Source organism: Bernardetia aquimarina (genome assembly GCF_042180575.1).
Lineage (GTDB): Bacteria > Bacteroidota > Bacteroidia > Cytophagales > Bernardetiaceae > Bernardetia.
The window spans coordinates 3,290,433-3,308,365 of sequence record NZ_CP170094.1 but is presented as its reverse complement, the minus strand read 5'-3'; the positions used below and the strand labels follow the sequence as shown (position 1 = coordinate 3,308,365).

Below are 17,933 nucleotides of genomic sequence, written 5' to 3'. Positions count from 1 at the left end.
TCTGATTTTACCCAACATAATTTTGAAAAAAGGTTAGTTATGAGTAATTTGATACGTGGAAGTTTCCCTTTTAATTTCACACACTCTATTACTACTTCTTTTTCCTAAAAATTGCCATTGATTATGAATAGAATTTATTATTTTTTTACTTTTTGCATCCTTGTTTTTTTTGCAAAAATAAATTTTTCTTATAGTCAAGATAATGTGCAACAAGGTAATGTAGCTGCTCCAGACTCTACCATGCGACATTCATTTGAGTCTTCTTTGCAAGAGCTTTTAGATGAAGAAGTCGATTATGAAAATCTATGGTCAAATGCACGAGTAATGACAGCAAGTAGAAGTGTAGAGCGTATAGGAACTGCACCAGCAACAATTTATGTCGTTACAGAAGAACAAATCAGACAGCGAGGTTATACTTCTTTGGAGGATGTTTTGGGAGATATTCCAGAAATTGAAATCCAACAAAAAGCAAATACTTATACAAATAGTTATTATTCTATTCGTGGAATTGGAGGAAATGAACGTTTTGTAATTTTGCAAGACGGAATCAGAATCAGCTCTATTACAGGAGTTTTGCATCCTGTTCAGCATAACTTTGCTATTTATCACGCCAAACAAATTGAGGTTATTTTGGGTCCTGCTTCGGCTCTTTATGGTGCAGATGCTTTTTCAGGAATTATAAATATTATTACCAAAAATGGAGCAGAAATAAAAGGGGCAGAAATAAATTCTTCTTTTGGTAGATTCAATACAGCCGATAATTCGTTTGTAGCAGGTGCAGCAATAAAAGATATTTCAGTAATGATTTATGGAAAACAGTATTATTCTGCCGAACCTAATTTTCCAGAATTTTATAAAGAAGATTTTGATTGGTATATCAATCGTTATCAAACTAACGGAGAAGTTTTGGCAAGTCAGTTTGTACCTGATGTAACACGAACAGTAGAAATTGAGCCTTTCGCAATGCCTACACAAGCCTATAATGTAGGTGCAAAAATAGGTGTTGGAGAAAATTTTACGGTAGGTTTTACACATCATCAACAAACACATTCAACTTCTGTTGCCAATCGTCCAGAATATACATTATTCAAAAAAGACATTAAATATGGTACAAATCTGACAAATATTTATACTTCTTTTCAAAGAACGATAGACAAGTTTTATTTCAGAACGATTGCGTCTTTCAATCACTTTACTGTAGATGAAGATTCAAATTTTGAAAATGTCTATTCTAGCTATCAAAAGGGATATAAGTATGCTTCTGAATCTACTTTTCAGTTTGACCAACAATTTCAATATTATTTTACAGAAAAAACTAATCTTACTTTTGGTGTTCTTTATCAAAATGCAAAGGCACTTCCACAAACAGGTGATTTACCCAACCCATACAATGGAAATATTCCTGAATTTTCATCTCAACAATACTATATTGGTACCAATGTCTTAGATTCTTCAGGAAATGATTTGACTATTTTTCAAAATTTTTATTGGACAGAATATCAAAACTATGGTGTTTATGCACAGTTCAAAACCAGTTTTGCAGACCGTTTGTATATGACTTTGGGAACTCGTTATGATTATAATACTCGTTATGAAGGTGCTTTTAATCCTCGTGTAGGTCTTGTTTTTTCGCCTGATGCAAAATTCAATATCAAACTTTTATATGGAGAGGCTTTTTTAGCTCCTTCTAATCAAAAAACATTTCAACATTTTGGCGATTTTATACCTGTTACTAATGATAACAATCAAGTTACTGGTTTTGCCTTGCCTTTTTATCACTTACCTAATCCACAATTACGTCCAGAAAGAAATCGAACATTTGAAGTCAATGCTTCTTATGCTCCTGTAACTAATCTTCGTTTTGGTGCTGATGTGTATCATAATACACTTACAGATTTGATTGTAGATGTTATTCAATCAGGTCAGACCTTTAAAGGTATTGATGTTGGCGCTGCTGAAGTATCTGTAAATCAAGGAAGTGCAACCACTTATGGAGGAACTTTTCAAGCTATTTATCATCAAAAATTTGGAGATTGGAAAGTGCATACAAATCTAGCTTACTCTTATTCTGATGGAAAACTTAATGGAGGACAACTTCCCCTTAGTGCTATGCACACACTACGACTAATGGGTGAATTTTCTTACAAAAACTTTGATTTTACACCTTCCGTTTTGTATAGAAGTACAAGTTATCACACCACATTCAAAGATGATGCAGGAAATCCTCTTGGTAATGACCCTTTTTGGATAGCTTCATTGTATGCAGGTTATAATATCAAAGAAAAATTTACTGTTTTTGTTCGTATTAAAAATTTATTAGATGCTCGTTATTATAATGCCTCACTACCCAATGTAACCTCTTTTGTAGGTGTTCCACAAGACCCTTTGAGATGGAATTTGGGATTTAATTGGAAGTTTTAATCAAAAAAGGCTATGAAAAATAAGTCAATATTTATATTCTTACTTTTTTTGATATTTGGTTGTACAAGTATCAAAACTAGCAGAACAAAAAATACTAAAAAACTATCAACTATTGATTTTGTCCAGATAGTAAATAACAACAAAGAAGAAGCTATTTTTTATTATCAAAAAAACTGGAAAGTCTTGAGAGAAATGGCTTTAGAAAAAGAATATATCAATTCTTTTGAGCTTTTTTTGATGGATTCTAGTGAAGATACTCCTTTCGAAATTATGCTTATTACTACTTATACCAACAAAATACAGTATCAAAAACGAGAAGAACACTTTGCAGAAATAATGAAGTTAAAAGGAGGGTTAGAACTACTCAATGATAAAAAGCCAAATGAGTTTAGAAAAACTTTATTTAGTAAAGATTCCATAAGTAGTTTTTGATAAAACAATAATATTTAGATAAACAGTAAAATATATTTTCATTCTCTTTTTTCTTCCATAACTCTATGGATAAATTGTATTTTCATTCTATCTTTGTATTTATTTCTAACTTCATATATATGACTTCTGAATTTATTCCATGGATAAAATTATTCCTTTCGATACAGGACTTTTACTAACAATCATTTTGATTCTTATTATTGCAGGAATTGCTTCTCGTTTAGCAAAGTCAGCCATTAATAAGCACTTGAGAAATATTGCTGACTCTCAAGAATCAAAAGACTATGACAATGCTACTCGTCTTCGTTTTCTCAAAAATGGTGTAAACTTCATCATCGTTATTTTGACTATTTTACTTATTACCTATACTATTCCTTCACTACGTGCGCTGGCTGTTACTCTTTTTGCTGGTGCTAGTATTTTCGCTGCTTTTATTGCTTTTGCTTCTCAACAAGCCTTTAGTAATATTGTAAGTGGAATTTTTATTGTTTGGTTTAAGCCATTTCGTGTCGGAGATATTCTTGTTGTAGGTACACATTTTGGAGCTGTGGAAGATATTACGCTACGTCATACAGTGATTAAAGGGCTAGAAAACAGACGAATTATTATTCCAAACTCTAATATTAGCAGTGATGTAATTGTTAATTCTACCATAGAAGACCCTACTATTCAACGTTTTGTGGAAATTTGGATTAATTATGATTCTGATTTGAAAAAAGCAATGGAAATAATGGAAGAAGAAGCAATAAAACATCCCAATAAGATAGATGGAAGAACATTAGAAGAAAAAATAAAAGGAGAACCTATCGTGCTTGTCAGAACTACTGGAATGGACGAACGAGGAATAAAAATAAGAGCCAGCGTTTGGGCAAAAGACCTTTCTACTTCTTTTGATATGTATTGTGATTTGCTTAGAGATATAAAATATCGTTTTGATGAAGAAGGAATAAAACTGGGTGTTCCTCATCGTCATTTAAGTCAAAGTCAAGATACCGAAAAACAGAACAAACAAACAATTTGAAGTAGAGGTTGTTAATAGTGTAGAAAGTGTCCAAAAGAGAAGTTAAAAAAAGCAGTATTGATTTTTTGGCATCAAATTTTCATATATCATATTGATTGCATAATAGACACAGTCATTTTGACATATCAAAAAATTGATTTTTATTACCAAAACAACAAAAAAATGTCAATTTGTCATATTTTTATCACAAAATGCTTTTAAAGCCTTTTGGTTCATAATTTGAATAATATAAGTCAAATGCAACTAAGAATAATATAAAATAGTCGCATTTATTTTAAAGAATTTTTTTTTAATTTATTCCTTAATCACTTAAATTTTTATTATTATGACACTCATAAAATATAAACAGAATTTAAACAACTCTTTTTTGCCTTCATCTTTTGCAGAATTTTTTGAGCAAGATTTTCTTCCTAGTAATAGAAGTATGTTTGGTTCAGAAATTCCGATGCCAGCCGTAAATATCAGCGAAAATGAAAATGAACATTTGATTGAAGTTTCGGCAGCAGGTTTTGAAAAAGACCAATTCAATATCGAAATGGAAGATAATAAACTTACTATTTCGGCAGAAATGAAAGAGGAAAAAGAAGAAAGCTCAAACGAAGACTCAGAAGATAAAAAACAGAATTATTACACTCGTCGTGAGTTTCGTTCATCTTCTTTCAAACGCTCATTTACACTGCCAAAAAATGTAGATAGCGAAAATATCGCAGCTTCATACCAAAATGGAATATTAAAACTCATTTTGCCTAAGAAAGCTGAAGTAATTAACAAGAAAAAAGTAAGTATTTCGTAGCTTTGTAAAAATACTAAAATACAGATACGAAATATCAGAAAACATATAGATAATTAGAAAATATTCAAAATATTTAAGATCAACAGTAGTTAAGTTGTGAAATCCAAAAGAACCGTTTCCTTGAAACGGTTTTTTTGTTCGATTTTTGTTCGAACAGACCTAAACAAATAGCTTCTATTTTTGTAATCCTTATTATCATTCTCACACAAAATAACTTTAAAATGACTTTAGAAGAAGCTCAAAAAACAGTTGATGATTGGATAAATCAATTCGGAATTCGATATTTCAATGAACTTACCAATATGGCAATGCTAACCGAAGAAGTAGGAGAAGTTGCCCGAATTATTGCACGAAAATATGGGGAACAGTCTTTCAAAGAATCTGATAAAGACAAAGAGCTTTCAGACGAACTAGCTGATGTTCTTTTTGTGATTATTTGTTTGGCAAATCAAACAGGCGTAAATTTGACAGAAGCATTACAGAAAAATTTAGACAAAAAAACAAAGCGAGATAGCACAAGACATAAAGAAAACAAAAAATTACAATAGCTAGTAAAACGACATTTTATCAATCTGCTTAAAAAAAATTATCCTATTATTCTCAATAATCTACTTTTATGAATCGCTTTCTAGCGAATTTTTCAACACTTTTTTTATTATATTTCATTTATAGACCAATTTCTACACTCAAATTTAAGAAAGACTATTTTTGTGTTTTATGGTTTCTATTTTTCTATTTCTTGATTTCTACTCTATCAGCACAAGAACTTTTTCTGACAGCCAAATACAATGAAAACGGCATTGCAGACCCAAATTATACCAGCAATGAATGGAAAATTGATGCTATTGAGGGTAGTTTTTTGTATGTTTTGTTTAGAAGTGAAACGGAAATTACAGACCCAAAGCTATATCTTTTTATCGATAAAAAAGTAGTTTCTAAAAAGGAAAGTACTACTGAAGAACATTTTGAAGAATACGATAATAAAAAGATTTATATCAATAAAAAACGTAATTGGGCAGCCCTTCAATACACGTTTCTACAAGCAGGAGTTTATAAAATTTCGATTGCAGATGCTGATAAAAAAATTCTTGTTTCTAAAGAAATTACGATTCATTACAAATCAAAAATTTTGTTTAGTAATGATTTAGACGAACAAAAATACCCAATTTCACATCAAAAAACATTCAAATTAGAAAAGGCAAAAGAAGGAATTTATATTTTTATAAAAGACGAAATTCCCTTCAATTCACAATCTTTAAAAGTCGTTATTGAAAAGCAAAATAAAGAAGGAGTTTATCAAAAATATATAGAAGAAACTTTTTTTATAGACAAAGAACTGCGTTTTTCGTTTTTCGAACAATCTTTTGAGCTAAAGGGAACATATCGTATTTCTGTTTTTAAAGAAGGACAAGAAAGTGAAGAAGAACTTTTAGCTGTTGGTTTTCTGAAGGTGGTTTGAGATAATTTTCCCCTAAAAAATCATAATTCAAAATAGCTAAATGAATTAGAAAGTTAAAAAATCTGTATCTTACCTTTTTCTTTCTGACTTTCAAAACTTACTTTAAGACTTGTTGTTATTAGAGTTTTAGCCAAAACAATACTACTTTTTTGCTTATGTCTTCCCACTATTCTACACACAAATTAGATTTTTCAAAAACGAATCAATTTTCACAGCTTTTTTTAGATTATATTTCTCAAAAAGAAGAATTAAAAGAATTGTATGGAAATTTACCTCAACTAGAAGACTTTGAAAAACAGATTGAATTAAAAATAAAGAATAATTCATTTACAGATAATAAGCGAAAGGTTTTAGTAAACTCTCTACACAATCAATATAAAAATACAGAAAATCCACCTACTGAAACAATAAATTTACTTCAAAAAGAAACCACTTTTACAGTTACGACAGGGCATCAACTCAATATTTATACAGGAACACTTTATTTTCATTACAAAATCCAAACAGTAATAAATGCCTGCAAAACATTGAAAGAAAAGTACCCTAACTATGATTTTGTGCCTGTTTATTGGATGGCGAGCGAAGACCATGATTTAGAAGAAATTGCTTCTTTCAATATGTTTGGTAACAAATATACGTGGCAAACTGACCAAAAAGGAGCAGTTGGAAGGATGAATACAAAGGGGTTAGAAAACTTAGGTTTTAAAGAAGAAAAAGCAAAAGAACTAGGGAAATTTTATAAAGAAGCAGAAGACAAAAATGAGAATTTAGCTCAAGCAACACGAAATATCGTGCATTCATTTTATCAAAAAGATAATTTAGTAATCTTAGATGGAGATGATAAAGATTTAAAAAGATTATTTATTCCAATCATTAAAAATGAATTAAAAACTCAGAAAAGTCATTTAAAAATTGAAGAGAGTAGCAAAAAATTAGACAAACTAGGTTACAAAACACAGGTTACACCACGAGAAATCAATCTTTTTTATTTAGAAGATAATTTGAGAGAACGAATAATTAAGGATGCAGAAAACAACCTTTTTGGTGTTTTGAATACTGATATTATATTTTCAGAATCAGAAATGATGGAGTTGGTAGAATCAAATCCTGAAAAATTTAGTCCAAATGTTGCGCTTCGTCCTGTTTATCAAGAAATTATTTTGCCGAATCTTTCCTACACAGGAGGACCAGGAGAGCTTGCTTATTGGTTGCAATTAAAATCTATGTTTGATTATTTTGATGTCGATTTTCCAATTCTTTTGCCTCGTAATTTTGTCTTATTTATTCCTAAAGTTATTCATCAAAAAATGAATAAAACGAGTCTTTCTTTTGAAGATATTTTTAATTCTTTTGATACACTTAGGATAAACTATGCTACGCAAAATGCAGAAAATGATGTTTTATTAGAGAATGAAGGAAAAGAAATAGAAAGTATTTTTGATAAAATCGAAGCAAAATCTACAAAGTCTATTAATACGACAGATGTTTCTCTTCAAAAGTCCATTGCAGGAGAAAAACATAGAGCCTTAAAACGAATAGAGCATATTTCTAAAAAACTCCGAAAAGCAGAAGAGAGAAAATTATCAGATGCTATTGGTCAAATAAAATCCGTAAAAGAAAATTTGTTTCCAAAAGGTAGTTTGCAAGAACGCTATGATAATTTTTTGAGTTTTGTAATTAATGATGAAGATTTTTTAGATAAAATACAAGAAAATCTAAATCCGTTTGATTTGTGTTTTTTGATTGTTACAGAGTAAAATTATTGTAGGTCAGACTTTCTCATTTTGAGAAAAAGAAAATAAAATTGGTTCTTTATGATTTTAGTTGCAAATGTTTAAATTAGCATTTATTTTCTCTTTATTACAAATATCATTTTTATGGATAGTGTAATTGTTTTTGATGAATTATTACATATTGTCGCTCCTTTTCATATTCGTCAAATTGATAAAGATGAATTAGCCAAAAAGGTTCATGTTTATGTTGAAGTTTGTTCTACTTACCGTCCTTCTGCTTTTGAAGACTGGCGTATTCATAGCTATAAAGATAGAGAGTGGGAGCATTTAAATATTTTTGAATATCGCTGTTTTATTCATTGTAAACTACCTATTTATCAAAACAAAATTACTAAAGAAACTTCTCAACTTAAAGTAGATTTTTCTAGAGAGTTTTCTCGTTTTACTCTACTTTATGAGCAAAAAGTAATGGATTTACTAAAAATATATCATTGTTTTCAAAAAGTAGCTAAACAACTAGGTATTTATACACAGCGAGTGGAACACATTTATCACTATTATACGCAAGACTTAAATGAAAATCCACCTCTAGGAGCAGTTAGAAAAATAGGAGCAGATGAAACTTCTACTAAAAAAGGACATGATTATATCACTTCTTTTATAGATATGGAAACTTCAAAAATAATTGCAATAGAAGATGGGAAATCAGGGGCTACTTTTGAGCAATTAGCTCTACACCATCCTAATCCTAATACAGTAAAGGAGATTTCTATTGATATGTCTCCTGCTTTCATTAGTGCAGCCAATGAATATTTTCCAAATGCAGCTCTTACTTTTGATAAATGGCATGTAATTAAGTTATTATACAAACACTTAGAAAAGTTAAAGAAAACACCAATTTATGATAGTCTAGTACTTAGTATGGAAAAACTTGAAAGTTTTTACGAGAACAAATCAATAGAAGAAGCCAAAGCACAATTACTGTTTATGGCTGATTTTGCAGAAGAAATAAAACCCAAAAATCCATTCACAAAGACAATATATCGTCATTTTGAAGGTATTATAAATTACTTTTCTTCTAAACTAACAAATGGTATTTTAGAGGGAATTAATTCAACTATACAGGTAATTAAAAGAGTAGCTAGAGGATTTAGATACACTCATAATTTCAAGAAAATGATACGATTTATTTTTAGTGATAAAGTGTATTTGCAACCGAATTCATAAAGAACCATAAAATTCAACTCTAACATTTAAAAGCAAAAATGAAAATCGGAATTATTTCAGATACACATTCTTATTTAGACCCACAAGTAAAAACGTACTTTAAAGATTGCGACCAACTTTGGCATGCAGGGGATATTGGAAGTATGGAAGTAGCAGATGAATTAGAAGCCTTTAAACCTACTATTTTTGTCTATGGAAATATTGATGACCAAAAAATGAGGGTTCGATATCCCAAAAATCAGATTTTTGAGTGTGCAGATTTGAAAGTTTTTATGACCCATATTGGAGGTTATCCACCCAATTATAAGCCAGAAATTAGGAAAGAATTAGATGAGATACAACCTAGAGTTTTTGTATGTGGACATTCGCATATCCTTAAAATAATGCCTGACCAAAAACGTAAACTTATTCATTTTAATTCTGGAGCAGCAGGAAAACATGGTTTTCATCATATCAGAACACTCATTCGATTAGAAATAAACAATGCCAAAATCACAAATGTAGAAGTAATAGAACTAGGAAAACGAGGAACAATTACAGACGAAGATGATGTATAATTTTTATCTACTACCTTTTCTCAAATCAATCCAACCTCTTCTGACCCATTCTTTAACAATTTTTCTGAAAGGAATTGAATTTGCAAGACATTTTGCATTTTTATCTATTTGTCTATCACTACTTATGAAACAAGTAGTTGTGCAAGAAAAGCATATTTTTAATACCGAAATAGGTATTCCATTTCTGTAGAAAACTAAAATATCTCTATAAATAGGACTACCACAACGCCAAACGGGATAACTCTCGCAACTATCTATCGGAAAGACCTGTACTAGATTTTGAATATCAGAATTATCTATCAGAATAGCTCGTTTTTCAAAATAAGATTCTGTTAGTATTTTAAGATTGTCAAAAGGAAATATTTCATCTCTATAATAAATCTCTTGGTCTAGTTGTAGATTTAATGTAGAATCTTTTTTATTTGGAATATTTCCATAATACCATTCAATAGAATCAACTTCTTGTTTTGGAAAATAGTCTTGATAAGAGAAACTATTTTGACTGTAAGAAATAGAACTAAAAATAACTGAGAAGATAAATAAACTAAAAAAGCTAATCAGTTTTTTAAGACGATACATAATTTTGTTTTTTTTTATCAACAAAGATAAATACAATTTTTCACTTTACGTCTGTATGTTGTTAAATTTTATCAAAAATAATAAAAACTGTTGATATACTAAAAAAACACCCATTAGACTTTATTACGATAAGTTTTGATAGGTTATTCTTCTCTTTACCCTTAAATTATGAATACCACACGCAATTTCCATGACTTGGTCTCTTATCTCTTCTCCCCACAATCGGATTTCATCTAAGACAATTCTAAGTCTTTTTACTCCTGCTATGCTGTGTTCTGCACGTACTCTACGACTAGACTTTTTACTATTTTCTGCCTTGTCCTGCTCCGATAATTCTTTTCCTCTAGGTTTTTTTTTTGGTTGCTCAATAAGGACACCTTTAGGTCTATGCCCTTGATAGCCAGTATCTTGATGAAGAATAGTTCCCTCAGGAAAGGTAATATCATCTTCTTCTAATAAACGTTTATCGTGTACTTTTCCTGTTTCTGTATCTCCTAAAAAGACTACCTCTTGATGTTTATCTGTAACTAAAGTATTTTTTATAGTGTGCTTTTTTTTTTCCACTATATACTTCTTTTTGAGCTTTGTAATCGGAGGGACGAGGAATTTCACGTTCGCTTCCATCTACCCATAACTCTAAGGCTTTACCTGCTTCTTCAACACGATCTGCAAGTTTTATTGTCCATTCCGATTCATTTCTTGCAGGCAATACATTAATTTTTCTTAAACTTTCTTTTAAAATGGGAAGAAGGCTGTTAATCCATTGATTAACTTTTCCTTGAGAAACATCAAAAGTAAGAGCTAAAGATTCCTGTAAAGGGTTGTTTTTCAAGTAGTAAAGGATAAAAAAAAGTTTCATTTCACTACCTTTTAGTTGTATTTTTGCGTGTTCTCGGAAGGTGGGCTTATTTCTAGCCTTTCCTTTGAGGTCATAATACATATAATGTTTTTCCCAAAGTGGAGAAAAAGTAGCTAATAACTCATCAAATTCTTTGATAGTCAAGCTAGTAAGAGCCATAAAAGGCTTTTCTTTTTTACGTAAGTTAGATAAATCAATCATAAAGTAAGGATAAAATGACCACTAATATAATAAAATTTACGTTTTAAAGTCTATTGTATATGTTTCAGAAAGTTGATAAATTTAAAGGTTTTGCGAAGGTTTTTCCTAGAGAAAAACATAAAGAGGATAAAGAATTTACTAAAGCAATATAAGGAAATAATACCATGATTAGAACACGAAATAGAAGGACAAATCGTAGAACAACTTGCTTCTCAAAAGAGTTGATTTATCATGAAAAAATGATGTATAAAGTTATCATGGATGATAAGGAGAGCTAGAAAAGACATATTTTGAAATTGGCATTGTTCAATTAAAAAACTAATTTAAGACCAAACACAATTTTACTACACTACCAAATTTAGCAAAAAAAACAATTTATTTCTTTTTCCTTCCATTTATAACTAGCTAAGATTATTTTTTAAACACAAAAAAACCTTAGCCGTTCCGTTGGCTAAGGTTTTTCTTGCTTTTGCACAAAAAGAGAGGGAAATATTCTCTTTTGTTAAGTCTTTGTTCTCTAAGTAGGCGACATTTAATTGTCTTATTTTATGAATAAAAGAGAATGAATATGTTTATTTAGTACTAAATAAATACAATTACTCAATCAGCTTTGTAAGTTTTCTGTAAAATGGGCTTATCCCATTTCTATTTCTTCTCCATTGGCATTATAAAAATGATGCTGTGTGAGAGCTAAAGAAGAATCTTTTACTAAAGTTACCCATTTATAATATTTAAAAAACCATTTCATACGTTCGGAAATCAATCCTGCTGTAAAAAAAGCATATAAATAAGGGTGTAAAGCAATAGTAACTTTCTTCTCATTTTGTTTGCCTAAAATATAGTCTAGCTTATGCGTAATGGCTTCAGCTACACCAATAGATGCCGAAATTTTGCCTGTTCCGTTACACGAAGGACAAATTTCTCTAGTTGCAATGTTTAGTTCGGGACGCACACGCTGACGTGTAATTTGCATCAATCCAAACTTAGAAAGTGGTAAAATAGTAAATTTCGAACGGTCGGTTTGCATGACTTTTTTCATGTGTTCATACAAGGCACGACGATTCTCTATTTTTCGCATATCAATAAAATCAATAACAATAATTCCTCCCATATCACGAAGTTGCAGTTGTCGTGCTACTTCTGCTCCAGCTTCCATATTGACTTTAAGTGCAGTAGTTTCTTGGTCGTTTTCTGAAGACGATTTGTTACCACTATTTACATCTACAACATGCAGCGCTTCTGTATGTTCGATAACCAAATACCCACCACTTGGCAAACTTACTGTTTTTCCAAATAGCAATTTGAGTTGTCTTTCGATACCAAAGGTTTCAAAAATTTTGCCTCTTCCATTGTACATCTTTACGATGCGTTCTTTATCGGGCGCAATTTTGTGAATATACTCCTTTATGGTATCAAATGTACTTGCGTCATCTACTGTAATACTATCAAAACTCTCATTTAAGAGGTCTCTAAGCATAGAAGTTGCTTTGCTAATTTCTCCAATTACTTTATCTCTAGGCTTTGCCTTAGCAAGATTAGCCATTCCTCCACGCCATTTATCAGAAAGTGTACTCATATCTCTGTCGAGTTCTGCTACATCTTTTCCTTCTGCAACAGTCCGTACAATAACTCCAAAACCTTCTGGTTTGATAGAATCAATAAGACGTTGAAGACGACGGCGTTCGGTTTTGCTAGTAATTTTACGAGAAATAAGAACACGCTCATCAAAAGGAACTAACACCAAATATCTACCAGCCAATGAAAGCTGACACGACAAACGAGGTCCTTTTGTTGAAATTGGTTCTTTAACTACTTGTACCAAAACCAGTTGATTTGGCTTCAAGACATCACCCATTTTACCGAGTTTGTCGATTGGCTTTTCAAGCTGAAAGTTAGTAAACTTGTAGTCTTGCTGTCCATTTTTTGGATTATTACTACGTACTTGCTTCGTATATTTTATCAAAGAACTTACATTTGGACCTAAATCCAAATAATGCAAAAATGCGTCTTTTTCATATCCAATGTCTATGAAAGCTGCATTCATGCCTGGAACAATACGTCTTACTGTTCCTAAATACATATCTCCTACTGAAAACTGATGATTTCCCTCATCATGATGAAACTCTACTAAGTTTCTATCTTGCAAAAGCGCAATTCGCCCTCCTTCAGGAGTGGCATTAATTACTAATTCGTTACTCACATTCGTAATTCGATTAGTTGAATAATTCATCTAAACTAACCTGCGCTTTAACTCGGTTAGGAAGATTCTTTGCTTCGTTTATGGCTTAGGAACAATTACGAATTGAAAATTACGAATTACGAATTTAATACATTGACTATCAAAATCTTGAGTTCTAAATTGTCTCTGTTAATTAATTTCTATTCCTTACATAAAAAATGCAAATAATGTAGCATACATTTAAACTATTTTATCACTAAAGTAAATAGTAGTTTCTAAAATAGCCGATACTTTGAAAATATCGTTAGAAAAAAGAGTTTGCTACATTTTGCCACAAACGCTTTTCAATACCAAAAGCAGAAACTTTTATCAACAGTAAATTCTGTTTATTAAAGTATCTGCTTTTGTAGAGAGTATCAATTATTTTTTCTTATGACGATTTTTACGAAGACGTTTTTTACGTTTGTGAGTAGCAATCTTGTGTCTTTTACGTTTTTTTCCGCAAGGCATAATGTTGTTGATTTAAATGATTAAATAAATTTTTGAAAATGAGTTTGAAATATAATTACTAATAAATGGTTGTTGTTTGTATAAAATTCACAATCCAGTTTATTATATAAGTCAAATAAGTATAAGTTGAATTTAGCTGTTTTTTGGTTTTGCCAGTTTTCAAAATATGGTTTTAAATCTTCACCTAAACACATAAAGTTATTTTGAAAGCTAAATCCTATAAAGTGTCTTTCTAAGCAAATAATATACTCAAAAATAGAGAGAAAATCAAATTTATTTGATTTTACTTACTCTACACCTAATTTTGGCAAAGATACCATAAATAGTGCAAAAATCATACAATTAATAAAAATTTGTCCTATTTAGTTGTAATATCGCTCGTGAGGACACAAGCAATGGTAAATTTATCTATTAAAGTATAATATACAAAAAACTACTGTTGCTCGTGTCCTCACAAGCGACTTATTATCTAAAGTTAAAGTCCTTTCAAATATTCCTTAGCAGCATCTTTTAAAGCTGGGTCAGTTGCATTATCAAAGACAAATTCTAACTCTTTTCTGGCTTTTTCTTTTGCACCTATTTCTTTGTAGCTCACTCCCAAATATAAATGTGCCGAAACATCTTCTGGTTTGAGTTCTACCAATTTCTCAAAACGAGTAACAGCTTTATCATACTGTCCAGACTGAACAGAAAGTAAACCTAAATTTTCAATCGCTTTTGCATGATTTGGGTCTTGCTCTACAATTTCTCTAAGCATAGCAATTCCTTTCATCGGATTAGGAGTTGTTACATAAGTCATTGCTAGTTGCGCTTTGGCATCTGTATTTTGTGGGTTTTCTTTCAAAACCAATTCGTAATACTTTCTTGCTTTTTCAGAAGCCACACTTGCTTTTGTTGGATCAATAGCAAAAACAGAGGCTTCATAATAGGCATCAGCAGCAGCAAGATTATGCCCTAAAGTTGGGTTTTCTTCTGCTTCAAGAGCCAAATAATAGGCTGCACTATCAAAAAGACTGATTTTTTTGAGCTTTTCAATAAAGTTTTCTAAGGCTTGATGTTCATCATTATGACTTACATTTGCCTTATTTGAAACCTCAAAGTAAAGAGTACGAGCTGAGTTTACTAATTCTTTATCTTCCTCTGAAACAGTCATCATGTGCTGTGCAGTAGCATCATGGGTTTCTTCTGAATTAGAATTACTATGGTCATGTCCGTCATCTTCACTATGTCCATCAGGAATAGTAGTTTCTTGACTAAATTCTTGATTGAGAGAAGAAGAAGCCGAAACAACACCTTTATCACGATTTGCAGAAGCATCAGAATCATTTTTTACAACTCCTTTAGGCAAAAAGGCCAAAAGAGCTGTCAATCCAACTCCTGCTGCGATAAGTGAATACTGTTTGATTTGCATAAATAAAGAATGTTATTTTTGTAAAAACTAGCCAAAATATAATGTATTTGTAGGTCAAAAGGTTTGCCTTTGAGTGTATTTGTTTCAAAAGGCACAAACATTGTCAAAGGCAAGCCTTTAACCTACTAATTTACAATTTTATTAAGCTGTTGCTTTCATTCTTCTATCAGATTCTTCTAGTTCTACTTCTGCAAGTAGTTTTTCACTACTTTTTACAGCTTCTACAAATGTTTTGGCTGGTTTGAAACTAGGCACAAAATGAGGTTCGATGACCATTGGTTTTTTAGCTGCAATATCACGAGCTACTTTTCTAGCTCTTTTTTTATTGACAAAACTTCCAAATCCACGAACATAAATGTTCTCACCATCTGCCATATTGTCTTTTACGACATTAAAAAATTCTTCTACGATATTTTGAACGTCTAATTTATCTTTTTCTGTGCGATTAACGATTTCTGCAATAAGATCTGCTTTAGTCACTGTGGTTATTTTTTTGGGTTAAAAGAATGAATTTTAAATGACATTGATGAGCTTGATTTATCAAAATCAGTGTATCAAAAATAAAATTCAATAAGTATGATAACAAAAATCAAAATAATAGACAAAATAAAATATTCAGCCTATATTCTAATTTTTATCTAGAATTCGGTTGAGTATTTATAAAATAGCTTACTAACTAAACTATTTTTTTTAAACTCTCCCAATTATATTCCATTGATATTTAGTTGTTTGTCTTCCAAATAAGGGTAAAACGTCACGTTCAAACAAATAAGATAAGCCTCCATAAATCCAAACAAACTATTGTAAAAAACATCAAATTCAGAATAATAAAACTATTCAAATAGATTTCTACATATATTCTAATTTAAAGCATGATTTTTACAGCCTATTTTTGACCATTAATTCTCATCTTTTTCTGAAGTAATAGTTTAATAAATTAACTTTTTTTGATAAAATACTAAAACTAACCACTTCATTGTCAGATTGTTGTCAATCCTTTTGGGAGTGCAAAGGTACTTTTGTAATTTGTATTTAGCAAGTAAAATTCTATTAAAAATTTGTTTTTATGATGAGATTGTATTTTGAGTTAGGTTATTTTCAATGAAAATGTCCTTCTCTGTCTAATTTTCTTACAAATTTTGAATCATTTTTAGCTGCAAAAATAGTTTGAAAATTATCTTTAGAGCTTTCAAATGCTAAATTACTGAAAATGAATGAATTAGCAATATTTTTTTTTGATAAAAAATATTATAACAGGGAGTATCGTGTCTAGTTTATTTGAAATTGAATAAAACAAAATGATAATTGATAGTATTACTATAAACTTTTTAGTAAATGTAGAGTTATGATTTTTCAAAAGTTTTTTTTATTCAAAATTTGGTGGTGTTCTTTTTATAAGGATAGATTCTTTGCAATAATTTCATTATTAAATGTATTTAAAACAATTCAAAAAATACGTCAAGGGCAAAAGTCAAATGGAAACTAACTACCTAAATAGTTACCATTATTTTTAAGATTATAAATTTTTTCCCAATCAATTTCACCAGTATTTCCTTCTACACTTTGAAAAACATTAGTAAATTCGAAATAATTTCCATACTGCATTGTTAAGGGATTGAAACCACTTAAAAAAGAATAGTAATAAAAAGATTTTATTGTTTCTCCTGTATCTTCATCATCAAACCAACCACTTTCTTTATCTATTTCAATGAGTTCTTTTAGGCTATAATTTTTGAATAAAAACTCCCAGCCTTTATCATAAATAATAGCTTCAAAGATTTGACAATAATCAAATAATTCAATTATTTTATTTCTTATAATCAAATCTTGTTCAAAATAATTAGTTCCATTTGGTAGGTAAAGGATATATACGACAAGCTAGTATTTCTGATTCCATTTTTTTATATTATTCTAGCATTATCTTTATTTGCCGTTGTTGGTCTCTCCATCAACAACAAAATACCCTATTTAATAATCTTAGAAATAGCTTTAAATTGCTCCGTTCCTGCCACTTCACAAAGCTCAAAAAGTACAGATTCTACACTTGTAAAAGCTACTTTATTTTGTAATCTCAAAACAGAAATGCTTTTATTCTCTTCACTTCTAGAACCAACTGCATCAAGAACCAAAGCAACATCAAAACCTTCTGCACACAAATCTAAAGCTGTTTGAAGAACACAAATATGTGCTTCTATTCCTGCTAAAATGATTGTTCTTTTTCCACTTTTTTCGATAGCTGCTGCAATTTCTGAATTTTGCATACAACTAAAAGTCATCTTTTCGAAAATAGCTGTATTTTTATTTAGCTTTTCAGAAACTGAACTGATTGTCTTTCCTAGTCCTTTTATGTATTGTTCTGTAACAATAATCGGAATTTCTAAAACCTGCATTCCTTCAACAAGCTGATTGAGCTTTTTTTCTAACTCAAAATGCTTATCTATATGAGGAAATAATTTTTCTTGTACATCAATGAAAAGTAAAAGGCTATCATCTTTTTTGATTTGCATAACTTAGGTAAAATTACGGATTACGGATTAAAAATTACGAATTA

At 30.3% G+C, this 17,933-nt stretch carries 17 protein-coding genes; 9 read left to right on the top strand and 8 right to left on the bottom strand.

Features of this window, described 5'->3' with window-relative positions; translation table 11 throughout:
* Positions 1–123: 123 nt before the first annotated feature.
* The 9 genes from ACE193_RS14125 (at position 124) to ACE193_RS14085 (ending at position 9,643) form a co-directional block, all read left to right on the top strand.
* Positions 124–2,421 carry a TonB-dependent receptor plug domain-containing protein gene (locus ACE193_RS14125; protein ID WP_375558867.1) on the top strand — a complete coding sequence of 766 codons (2,298 nt, stop codon included), beginning with the start codon at positions 124–126 and terminating at the stop codon, positions 2,419–2,421.
* A 12-nt stretch (positions 2,422–2,433) separates the two neighbouring features.
* A complete protein-coding gene (locus ACE193_RS14120; protein ID WP_375558866.1) occupies positions 2,434–2,853 on the top strand; it encodes a hypothetical protein in 420 nt (139 codons plus the stop codon).
* Between the two features lie 139 nt (positions 2,854–2,992).
* On the top strand, positions 2,993–3,874 hold the full coding sequence (locus tag ACE193_RS14115; protein ID WP_375558865.1) for a mechanosensitive ion channel family protein: 882 nt from the start codon (positions 2,993–2,995) through the stop codon (positions 3,872–3,874).
* Between the two features lie 325 nt (positions 3,875–4,199).
* Positions 4,200–4,667 carry an Hsp20/alpha crystallin family protein gene (locus tag ACE193_RS14110; RefSeq protein ID WP_375558864.1) on the top strand — a complete coding sequence of 156 codons (468 nt, stop codon included), beginning with the start codon at positions 4,200–4,202 and terminating at the stop codon, positions 4,665–4,667.
* A gap of 221 nt (positions 4,668–4,888) precedes the next feature.
* Positions 4,889–5,215 carry a nucleotide pyrophosphohydrolase gene (locus tag ACE193_RS14105; protein ID WP_375558863.1) on the top strand — a complete coding sequence of 109 codons (327 nt, stop codon included), beginning with the start codon at positions 4,889–4,891 and terminating at the stop codon, positions 5,213–5,215.
* A 68-nt stretch (positions 5,216–5,283) separates the two neighbouring features.
* Positions 5,284–6,126 (top strand): hypothetical protein, encoded by an 843-nt coding sequence (locus tag ACE193_RS14100; protein ID WP_375558862.1) that lies wholly within the window; start codon positions 5,284–5,286, stop codon positions 6,124–6,126.
* Between the two features lie 155 nt (positions 6,127–6,281).
* The gene (bshC, locus tag ACE193_RS14095; RefSeq protein WP_375558861.1) at positions 6,282–7,883 is read left to right on the top strand and encodes a bacillithiol biosynthesis cysteine-adding enzyme BshC; all 1,602 of its coding nucleotides are present in this window, start codon (positions 6,282–6,284) and stop codon (positions 7,881–7,883) included.
* 120 nt (positions 7,884–8,003) lie between these two features.
* The gene (locus ACE193_RS14090) at positions 8,004–9,086 is read left to right on the top strand and encodes a transposase (protein ID WP_375558860.1); all 1,083 of its coding nucleotides are present in this window, start codon (positions 8,004–8,006) and stop codon (positions 9,084–9,086) included.
* Between the two features lie 38 nt (positions 9,087–9,124).
* Positions 9,125–9,643 carry a metallophosphoesterase family protein gene (locus ACE193_RS14085; RefSeq protein WP_375558859.1) on the top strand — a complete coding sequence of 173 codons (519 nt, stop codon included), beginning with the start codon at positions 9,125–9,127 and terminating at the stop codon, positions 9,641–9,643.
* Between the two features lie 3 nt (positions 9,644–9,646).
* Here ACE193_RS14085 and ACE193_RS14080 read toward each other — a convergent pair whose 3' ends face one another.
* From ACE193_RS14080 to ACE193_RS14045, 8 genes are all read right to left on the bottom strand, one after another.
* On the bottom strand, positions 9,647–10,222 hold the full coding sequence (locus ACE193_RS14080; RefSeq protein WP_375558858.1) for a hypothetical protein: 576 nt from the start codon (positions 10,220–10,222) through the stop codon (positions 9,647–9,649).
* A gap of 123 nt (positions 10,223–10,345) precedes the next feature.
* Positions 10,346–10,786 carry a transposase family protein gene (locus tag ACE193_RS14075; protein WP_375558857.1) on the bottom strand — a complete coding sequence of 147 codons (441 nt, stop codon included), beginning with the start codon at positions 10,784–10,786 and terminating at the stop codon, positions 10,346–10,348.
* Positions 10,740–11,282 (bottom strand): transposase family protein, encoded by a 543-nt coding sequence (locus tag ACE193_RS14070; protein ID WP_375558856.1) that lies wholly within the window; start codon positions 11,280–11,282, stop codon positions 10,740–10,742. Before ACE193_RS14070 ends, ACE193_RS14075 begins: the two co-directional genes overlap by 47 nt.
* 634 nt (positions 11,283–11,916) lie before the next feature.
* A complete protein-coding gene (locus tag ACE193_RS14065; protein WP_375558855.1) occupies positions 11,917–13,482 on the bottom strand; it encodes a ribonuclease E/G in 1,566 nt (521 codons plus the stop codon).
* A 964-nt stretch (positions 13,483–14,446) separates the two neighbouring features.
* Entirely contained in the window at positions 14,447–15,382 is a 936-nt protein-coding gene (locus tag ACE193_RS14060; protein ID WP_375558854.1) for a tetratricopeptide repeat protein, read from the bottom strand.
* Between the two features lie 141 nt (positions 15,383–15,523).
* A complete protein-coding gene (locus ACE193_RS14055) occupies positions 15,524–15,862 on the bottom strand; it encodes an HU family DNA-binding protein (RefSeq protein ID WP_375558853.1) in 339 nt (112 codons plus the stop codon).
* Positions 15,863–16,864: 1,002 nt separating this feature from the next.
* Positions 16,865–17,206, bottom strand: a complete 342-nt coding sequence (locus ACE193_RS14050) for a hypothetical protein (protein ID WP_375558852.1) — start codon at positions 17,204–17,206, stop codon at positions 16,865–16,867.
* A gap of 140 nt (positions 17,207–17,346) precedes the next feature.
* A complete protein-coding gene (locus ACE193_RS14045; protein WP_375558851.1) occupies positions 17,347–17,889 on the bottom strand; it encodes an isochorismatase family protein in 543 nt (180 codons plus the stop codon).
* Between the last annotated feature and the right edge of the window lie 44 nt (positions 17,890–17,933).

Bases quoted from the DNA above. Each gene is read 5' to 3' on its own strand.
- ACE193_RS14125 (WP_375558867.1), top strand. From the start codon at position 124: ATGAATAGAATTTATTATTTTTTTACTTTTTGCATCCTTGTTTTTTTT.
- ACE193_RS14120 (WP_375558866.1), top strand. From the start codon at position 2,434: ATGAAAAATAAGTCAATATTTATATTCTTACTTTTTTTGATATTTGGT.
- ACE193_RS14115 (WP_375558865.1), top strand. From the start codon at position 2,993: ATGGATAAAATTATTCCTTTCGATACAGGACTTTTACTAACAATCATT.
- ACE193_RS14110 (WP_375558864.1), top strand. From the start codon at position 4,200: ATGACACTCATAAAATATAAACAGAATTTAAACAACTCTTTTTTGCCT.
- ACE193_RS14105 (WP_375558863.1), top strand. From the start codon at position 4,889: ATGACTTTAGAAGAAGCTCAAAAAACAGTTGATGATTGGATAAATCAA.
- ACE193_RS14100 (WP_375558862.1), top strand. From the start codon at position 5,284: ATGAATCGCTTTCTAGCGAATTTTTCAACACTTTTTTTATTATATTTC.
- bshC (WP_375558861.1), top strand. From the start codon at position 6,282: ATGTCTTCCCACTATTCTACACACAAATTAGATTTTTCAAAAACGAAT.
- ACE193_RS14090 (WP_375558860.1), top strand. From the start codon at position 8,004: ATGGATAGTGTAATTGTTTTTGATGAATTATTACATATTGTCGCTCCT.
- ACE193_RS14085 (WP_375558859.1), top strand. From the start codon at position 9,125: ATGAAAATCGGAATTATTTCAGATACACATTCTTATTTAGACCCACAA.
- ACE193_RS14080 (WP_375558858.1), bottom strand. From the start codon at position 10,222: ATGTATCGTCTTAAAAAACTGATTAGCTTTTTTAGTTTATTTATCTTC.
- ACE193_RS14070 (WP_375558856.1), bottom strand. From the start codon at position 11,282: ATGATTGATTTATCTAACTTACGTAAAAAAGAAAAGCCTTTTATGGCT.
- ACE193_RS14060 (WP_375558854.1), bottom strand. From the start codon at position 15,382: ATGCAAATCAAACAGTATTCACTTATCGCAGCAGGAGTTGGATTGACA.
- ACE193_RS14045 (WP_375558851.1), bottom strand. From the start codon at position 17,889: ATGCAAATCAAAAAAGATGATAGCCTTTTACTTTTCATTGATGTACAA.